Source organism: Azohydromonas lata NBRC 102462, from assembly GCF_001571085.1.
GTDB classification, from domain to species: Bacteria; Pseudomonadota; Gammaproteobacteria; order Burkholderiales; family Burkholderiaceae_C; genus Azohydromonas; species Azohydromonas lata.
Genome location: NZ_BCTC01000072.1, coordinates 26051 through 33659, shown reverse-complemented (window position 1 = coordinate 33659; position 7609 = coordinate 26051). Strand labels below are relative to the sequence as shown.

Annotated in this window: 5 protein-coding genes; all 5 read left to right on the top strand. The window is 70.7% G+C overall.

Features of this window, described 5'->3' with window-relative positions; genetic code table 11:
- On the top strand, positions 1–577 hold a 577-nt coding region (locus ALA01S_RS21250; RefSeq protein WP_157119163.1), incomplete at its 5' end, for an ABC transporter substrate-binding protein.
- Between the two features lie 286 nt (positions 578–863).
- A complete protein-coding gene (locus ALA01S_RS21245; protein ID WP_066340719.1) occupies positions 864–1889 on the top strand; it encodes a branched-chain amino acid ABC transporter permease in 1026 nt (341 codons plus the stop codon).
- Between the two features lie 2 nt (positions 1890–1891).
- Positions 1892–3808, top strand: coding sequence for a branched-chain amino acid ABC transporter ATP-binding protein/permease (locus ALA01S_RS21240; RefSeq protein WP_066340718.1), 1917 nt, complete (start codon positions 1892–1894; stop codon positions 3806–3808).
- The gene (locus ALA01S_RS21235) at positions 3805–4551 is read left to right on the top strand and encodes an ABC transporter ATP-binding protein (protein WP_066340717.1); all 747 of its coding nucleotides are present in this window, start codon (positions 3805–3807) and stop codon (positions 4549–4551) included. Before ALA01S_RS21240 ends, ALA01S_RS21235 begins: the two co-directional genes overlap by 4 nt.
- 638 nt (positions 4552–5189) lie before the next feature.
- Positions 5190–7559 carry an Ig-like domain-containing protein gene (locus tag ALA01S_RS21230; protein WP_157119162.1) on the top strand — a complete coding sequence of 790 codons (2370 nt, stop codon included), beginning with the start codon at positions 5190–5192 and terminating at the stop codon, positions 7557–7559.
- The last annotated feature ends 50 nt before the right edge of the window (positions 7560–7609 follow it).

The following is a 7609-nucleotide window of genomic DNA, read 5'->3' as shown; positions in this document are numbered from 1 at the left end:
CTATGCGCGCCCGGACACCTCCGTGACCGGCCAGGTGCTCAAGCTCATGTCGGCCCGCCCCGACGCCGTGCTGGTGGCCGGCGCCGGCACGCCGGCCGCCCTGCCGCAAAAGACGCTCAAGGAGCGCGGCTACGCGGGCAAGTTCTACCAGACGCACGGCGTGGCCAATGCCGACTTCCTGCGCGTGGGCGGCAAGGACTTGGAGGGCACCTTCCTGCCCGCCGGCCCCGTGCTGGTGGCCGAGCAGCTGCCCGCCGCGCACCCGGTGAAGAAGAGCGCGCTGGCCTATGTCGCCGCCTACGAGGGCGCCAACGGCAAGGGCAGCGTCTCCACCTTCGGCGCGCACGCCTGGGATGCCGGCCTGCTGATGGCCAATGCCGTGCCCGCGGCGCTGAAGAAGGCGCAGCCCGGCACGCCGGAGTTCCGCGCCGCGCTGCGCGACGCGCTGGAAGCCACCAGGGAACTGCCCGGCGCCCACGGCATCTTCAGCATGACGCCCAACGACCACCTCGGCCTGGACCAGCGCGCGCGCGTGATGGTCAAGATCGAGGGCGGGGCGTGGAAGTACCAGCCTTGAGGCGATGAAAGTCTGACGTGAGCCGGACTGCCCCGCACACCATTTCGTCATTCCCGCGCAGGCGGGAATCCAGGCGGCCCCCAGGTCAGCCATGGGCTGGTGATGTGGCATGTCGGGGCGCATGGGTCTGCTCTCCCACGTCAGCACTTGCGTTGTGGCGTGGGGCCGCCTGGATGCCCGCCTTCGCGGGCATGACGAAGTAGGAGACGCCGCATGTCAGTGCCTGGCGTGAACAGACAAAGCGCGCGCACCGGGCGCCACCCCTAGCCCAAGAAAGCCGAAGTACATGGACCTTCAAATTGCACTCTTGCTGGGCCAGGACGGCATCGTCAACGGCGCCGTCTACGGACTGATGGCGCTGGCGCTGGTGCTGGTGTTCTCGGTCACGCGCGTGATCTTCATTCCGCAGGGCGAGTTCGTCGCCTTCGCGGCGCTGTCCATGGCCATGATGCAAGCGGGCCGCACGCCGGCCAGCCTGTGGCTGCTGCTGGCGCTGGCTGCCGTCGTCCTGGCCGTGGAGGCCTGGCGCGCGCAGCGCGGCGCCTCGGTGGACTGGAAGTCCACGCTGCTGTGGTGCGTGGGCTGCCCGGCCGGCGCCGGGGCGCTGGTGGCGATGCGGCCGGAAGGCCAGGCGCTGCAGGCCCTGGCCACGCTGCTGCTGATCACGCCCCTGGGCCCGCTGATCTACCGCCTGGCCTACCGGCCGCTGGCGCGCGCCACGGTGCTGGTGCTGCTCATCGTCTCGGTGGCGCTGCACGGCGTGATGGTCGGACTGGGGCTGCTGTTCTTCGGCGCGGAGGGGTCGCGCACCACGGCCTTCTCCGAGCTGCGCATGGATGTCGGCGGCCTCTCCATCACCGGCCAGTCGCTGGTGGTGGTGGGCACGGCGCTGGCGCTGGTGGTGGCGATGTTCGTGTTCTTCGAGCGCTCCATCGTGGGCAAGGCGCTGCGCGCCACGGCTATGAACCGCGTGGGCGCACGGCTCATGGGCATTCCCACCGAGCTGTCGGGCGACCTGTGCTTTGCCCTGGCCGGCCTCATCGGCGCCGTGGCCGGGCTGCTGGTGGCGCCCATCACCACGGTCTACTACGACACGGGCTTTCTCATCGGTTTGAAAGGCTTCGTCGCCGCCATCGTGGGCGGCCTGGCCAGCTACCCGCTGGCGCTGGCCGGCGCGCTGCTGGTGGGGCAACTCGAAGCCTTCGCCTCCTTCTGGTCCAGCGCCTTCAAGGAGGTGCTGGTGTTCACGCTGATCATCCCGGTGCTGTGGTGGCGCAGCCTGCGCAGCCACCATGTGGAGGACGAGGAGTGACCATGCCCCACACCACCGTCTCCAAGGTTTCCAAGGCCTCCGGGCCCGCGCCGGCCGGCGCGGCACAGCACACGGCCGGCGACACGCCCGTGCGCGGCTTCGTCAGCGCCCGCACGCTGGTGCTGGCCGCGGTGGCGCTGCTGCTGGCGGCCTGGGGCTTCCTGCCGGACTTCAGCGTCACGCTGCTCAACTACATCGGCCTGTACGCGCTGGTGGCGCTTGGGCTGGTGATGCTCACCGGCGTGGGCGGCATGACCAGCTTCGGCCAGGCCGCCTTCGTCGGCATCGGTGCCTATGTCACGGCCTGGGCCTGCACCTCGCCGGACGCGGCCGCGCTCTTGGGCAGCCTGCCCCCGGCGCTGCTGCCCTGGGCCGGGCTGCTGCTGGGCCTGGCCATCACCTTCGCGGTGGCCTGGTTCCTGGGCGCCATCACGCTGAAGCTCTCCGGCCACTACCTGCCGCTGTGCACCATCGCCTGGGGCCTGAGCCTGTACTTCCTGTTCGGCAACCTGGAGCTGTTGGGGGGGCACACCGGCATCACCGGCGTGCCGCCGCTGGTGGTGGCCGGCTTTTCGCTCGCCTCGCCGCGGGTGCTGGGCCTGCTGATCTGGGCGGTGCTGCTGCTGGCGCTGTGGGCGCTGCACAACCTGCTGGACTCGCGCGAGGGCCGCGCCATACGCGCGCTCAAGGGCGGGCGCGTCATGGCCGAGTCCATGGGCGTGGACACGGGGCGCCAGCGCATCAAGCTGTTCGTCCTGGCCGCGCTGCTGGCCGCCGTTTCCGGCTGGCTGTATGCGCACCTGCAGCGCTTCGTGAACCCCACGCCGTTCAGCCTGCACATCGGCATCGAATACCTGTTCATGGCCGTGGTGGGCGGCGCCGGCCACCTGTGGGGCGCCGTGCTGGGCGCGGCGCTGATCACGCTGCTCAAGGAGCAACTGCAGGACTGGCTGCCGCGCCTGCTGGGCAGCAGCGGCAATTTCGAGGTCATCGTCTTCGGCCTGCTCATGCTGTTCGTGTTGCAGCGCTTTGCCGATGGCCTGTGGCCGCAGCTCTCGGCCCGCGCAAGGCGCTGGATACGGCCCACGGTCGCCCGGCTGCCGGCCGCCGCGCCCTTGCCCGAGCGCTCGCTGCCCGCGCGCGGCACGGTGGTGCTGCAGGCCCATCAGGTCACTAAGCGCTTTGGCGGCCTGATCGCCAACAACGCCGTGGACCTGACGGTGCGCGCCGGCGAGATCCTGGCGCTCATAGGGCCCAACGGCGCCGGCAAGAGCACCTTCTTCAACATGATCTCCGGCGTGGACGACCCCACCGCCGGCGAAGTGCGCCTCATGGGCCAGGCCATGACCGGCAAGCCGTCGCGCGAGTTCGCGGCGCTGGGCCTCTCGCGCAGTTTCCAGCACGTGCGCCTGCTTGGGCAGCGCACGGTGCTGGAGAACGTGGCCGTGGGCGCGCACCGCCGGGCCCAGCGCGGCTGGCTGGCTTCCATGCTGAGGCAGGACCGCGCCGAGGAAGCCGCCGTGCTGGCCGAGGCACGGCGCCAGATGGAGCGCTGCGGCCTGGCCGCGCATGCCGGCACCCCCGCCGCCTCGCTGGCCCTGGGCCAGCAGCGCATCGTGGAGATTGCCCGCGCGCTGGCCAGCCAGCCGGCCGTGCTGCTGCTGGACGAGCCCGCGGCCGGCCTGCGCCACCTGGAGAAACAGGCGCTGGCGAAGTTGCTGGATCAACTGCGCTCGCAAGGGCTGGGCATCCTGGTCGTGGAGCACGACATGGAGTTCGTGATGAACCTGGCCGACCGCATCACCGTGCTCGAGTTCGGCACCGTCATCGCCGAGGGCACGCCGGCCGAGGTGCAGGGCAACCAGCGCGTGCTGGATGCCTACCTGGGCGGTGCCGACGACTTGGGAGCTGCTGCATGAGCACGGACAAGACGACGCTGCTGGAGCTGCGCGAGTTCTGCGTCTCCTACGGCGAGGTGGAGGCGGTGCACCGCGTCCAGCTCACGGTGCGGGAGGGGGAGATCGTCACCGTCATCGGCCCAAACGGCGCAGGCAAGACCACGCTGCTGTCCGCGGCCATGGGGCTGCTGCCCTCGCGCGGCGAGCTGCTGCTCGACGGCGAGCGCATCGCGCGGCCCTCCGTGGAAAAGATGGTGGCGCACGGCGTGGCGCTGGTGCCTGAAAAGCGCGAGCTGTTCGGCGAGATGTCGGTGGGCGACAACCTGCTGCTGGGCGGCTTCAGCCGCTGGCGCCGCGGCCAGCGCGACCAGAAGGCGCGCATGCAGGAGGTGTTCGAGCTGTTCCCGCGCCTGCACGAGCGCCGTGCGCAGATGGCGGGCACCCTCTCCGGCGGCGAGCGCCAGATGCTGGCCATAGGCCGCGCCCTCATGGCGCGGCCGCGGCTGCTGATGCTGGACGAGCCTTCGCTGGGGCTGGCGCCGCTGATCGTGCGCGAGGTGCTGCGCATCGTGGCCTCGCTGCGCGAGTTGGGCGTGTCCGTGCTGCTGGTGGAGCAGAACGCGCGCGCGGCGCTGCAGGTGGCCGACCGTGCCTACGTGCTGGAGATGGGGGCCGTGGCGCTCACGGGCGAGGCCCGCGAGCTGCTCAACGACCGCCGCATCATCGACACCTACCTGGGCCTGGGCACGAAGAAGGCGGCTTGAATCAACGTCCGGCTCCAGAACGGCCGGCGTTTCTTGTTGGAAGCCCGGTGTCCGCGCTGAGGAAAAGCTCCGCTGCCGGCGGTGACAAATGTCACGCTCGGCCGGGTGCAAAACGGCGCCGCGCCCTGGTCTAAAGCTCCGATGTGCGTTTGCTCTCACCTCCCTAGCATGTGTTCCATGGGCAGTCGATGAACGATGCCAAGCGCCTCCGGGAAGAGAGGCGCCAAGCCGAAGCAGCTGCCACGAGACAACAGCATGTCGGGGGAAGGGAGCAGCAGGGAGGAATAGGTTCCGGGCACGTCCACGGGACGTGCCCGGAACCACCAGTTTGGTGACCCAGGGGATGCGCGCAGCAGGGCGCTCGCGCTTGCACGGCCGGTACCGCAAGGTACCGGCCGTTTTGTTTGTGCGCCCAACCGTGGGAAACGCTGCATCACGGGCCGGCCCGCCCGGTGCGGATGCGTGCCCAGGGGACAACCCTCCTGAGCGCTGGTGACAAAGCACCCGGCCAGCGCACGCACGGGCTCCGATGTTGGCCGCACGGGCGTTTCCTACCCTGAGGGCTGGAACATCCCCGCGCGCACGCCGGTGCGCACGGACCACGGGCAACAGTGCCCGCCAACCAGGGAAAGGCCGGCATGAAAAAAATCTGGGCCATGGCCGCGGCGATGCTGCTGGCATTGGGAGGCTGCGGAGGCGGCGATGACGCGGCAACGGCTGCCGACACCGGTGCGGCCACCGAGCACGCCAGCGCCGTGCGCTGCCAGGCCACCATGGCCAACCCGTTCGCGTGCGTTCCAAAGATGAGCGTGGCGCTGGTGAATCCGGCCGGGGTGGCCGTCACCCGCGTCACGCACAAGGACCCGGGCACGCTGCGCGTGACGGTGCGCGACGGCAACGGCGTGGGCCTGCGGGGCGTCGTGGTGAACCTGCAGAGCTCGGACGGCAGCGTGCAGGCCTCGGCGGCCTCCACCGACGCCACTGGCTTGGCGCGGCTGGCGCTGCCCGCGGGCAGCCGCGCCGGCACCTTCACGGCCCGCGTCACGGCCACGGCGCAAGGCTCCTCGCTGGCAGGCGCGGTGGCGTATGAAGTCCTGTTCCCCAAGCTCAACCTGGCGCTGCTGGACGCCGGCGGGCGAGCCATCACGCAGGTCTCGCCCGACACCGCCGGCACGCTGGCGGCCACGCTGAAGTACCCGGACGGCACGCCGCTGGCCAACAGCCTGGTCACCTTCGGCACGTCCGACAGCGTGGCACTGCAGCCGGCCACGCGCACGGCGCTCACCGATGCCGCCGGCGTCGCCCGCATCGGCCTGCCTGCCGGCACGCGCAGCGGCGGCTTCATGGCCAATGCGGCAGTGTCGGTCAACGGCATAGCGCTCACGGCGGCGATGAACTACGGCGTCACCTTCCCGGTGCTGGCCTTCGCCACCCCGGCCGTCTCGCCCACGCGGCTGTCGGCCGGCGGTACCGCCACGCTCAGCTTCACCGTCACCAACAACGGCAAGCCCTACGCGCGGCCGCTGCCGGTGACTTTCACCTCGCGCTGCGCGGGCCTGCAAAAGGCCAGCATCACCCAACAGGCCACCACGCGCGCAGGGCTGGCCGCCGCCACCTACACCGACCGCGGCTGCGCCTCGACGGACACCATCACCGCCTCCGTCACGTTGGGCGACCGGACCGCCACCCGCAGCGTGGCGCTGGACGTGCTGCCCACGACCGTGGGCTCCATCGGCTTCGTGTCGGCCAGTGCCACCAGCATCGCGCTGGCGGGCACGGGCGGCGCGCAGCGGCAGGAATGGTCCAGCCTGCGCTTTCGCGTGCAGGACGCCCGCGGCAACCCGGTGGCCAACGTGCCCGTGGCCTTCGCCTTTGCCGACAACAACGCCGCCACCACCGTCGGCGGGCTCAAGCTGCAGCCCGCCAGCGGCAGCACCGACGCCAGCGGCTACGTGAGCACCACGGTGTCCGCCGGCACCATCCCGACCTCGGTGCGCGTCAAGGCCAGCGTGGGCAGCATCACCACGCTTTCCAGCCTGCTGGTCGTGTCCTCCGGCGTGCCGGACCAGCAGCATTTCTCGTTGTCCACCTCCACGTTCAATTGCGAAGGCCGCGACTACGACCAGGCGTGCTCCACGGTGACGGCCTCCCTGGCCGACCACTTCGGCAACCCCGTGCCTGACGGCACGGTGGTGAACTTCAGCGCCGAAGGCGGCGTCATCGACGCGTTCTGCCTCACCGGCCGGCCGTCCGCGGCCGCCGCCGTGCGTCCAGGCTCCTGCAGCGTCAAGCTGTACTCGGCCCAGCCCAAGCCCGCCAACGGCCGCGTGACGGTGCTGGCCTACGCCCTGGGCGAGGAGGACTTCTTCGACCGCAACGGCAACAACCGCTGCGACGCCTGCGACACGGCAAGCGTCGGCGCCGCCACCGAGTTCACGCCCAGCCAGGACAAGAGCCCCGACATCTGGCGCGACGACAACGAGGACCTGCGCTGGACCGCGGGCGAGCCCTGCATCGGCCCCAACCGCAACGGTCTGTGCAGCACGCCGGGCGACCGCCGCTACAACGGTGTGCTGCGCAGCCCCAGCCCGGCCGCATCGGCGCAGACGCTGTACGTGTCGCGGCAGATCGTCCACTTCTTCTCCGGCAGCCGCGCCTATATCGCCGGACCGCTGGACCCCGTGACGGGAGCCACCTTCGCGCCGCGCTGCGCGGCCGACGAGGTGGTGGACCTGGCCTTCACGGTGCAGGACGTCAACCGCAACCCCGTGCCGGCGGGCACCAAGATAGAACTGAGCACGCTGTTTGGCGCCAAGCGCGGCGAGGTCTTTCCCGACAGCCTCACCGTGGAGAACTACCCGGTGGGCCTGGGCTCCGCCGTGAGCCGCGATGCCACCACCTACACCGCCACGGTAGTCTGCGCCGCCGCGCAGTTGGGCCGCGTCTACGTGAAGGTGACCACGCCCAACAACGTCACGACCATGGGGACGCTCTACATCAACCGCTGACCACGGCTCTCAGGGGACGCAGGCCAACACCTGCGTTTGCACGGCCGGCG

Bases quoted from the DNA above. Each gene is read 5' to 3' on its own strand.
- ALA01S_RS21235 (WP_066340717.1), top strand. From the start codon at position 3,805: ATGAGCACGGACAAGACGACGCTGCTGGAGCTGCGCGAGTTCTGCGTC.
- ALA01S_RS21245 (WP_066340719.1), top strand. From the start codon at position 864: ATGGACCTTCAAATTGCACTCTTGCTGGGCCAGGACGGCATCGTCAAC.
- ALA01S_RS21240 (WP_066340718.1), top strand. From the start codon at position 1,892: ATGCCCCACACCACCGTCTCCAAGGTTTCCAAGGCCTCCGGGCCCGCG.
- ALA01S_RS21230 (WP_157119162.1), top strand. From the start codon at position 5,190: ATGAAAAAAATCTGGGCCATGGCCGCGGCGATGCTGCTGGCATTGGGA.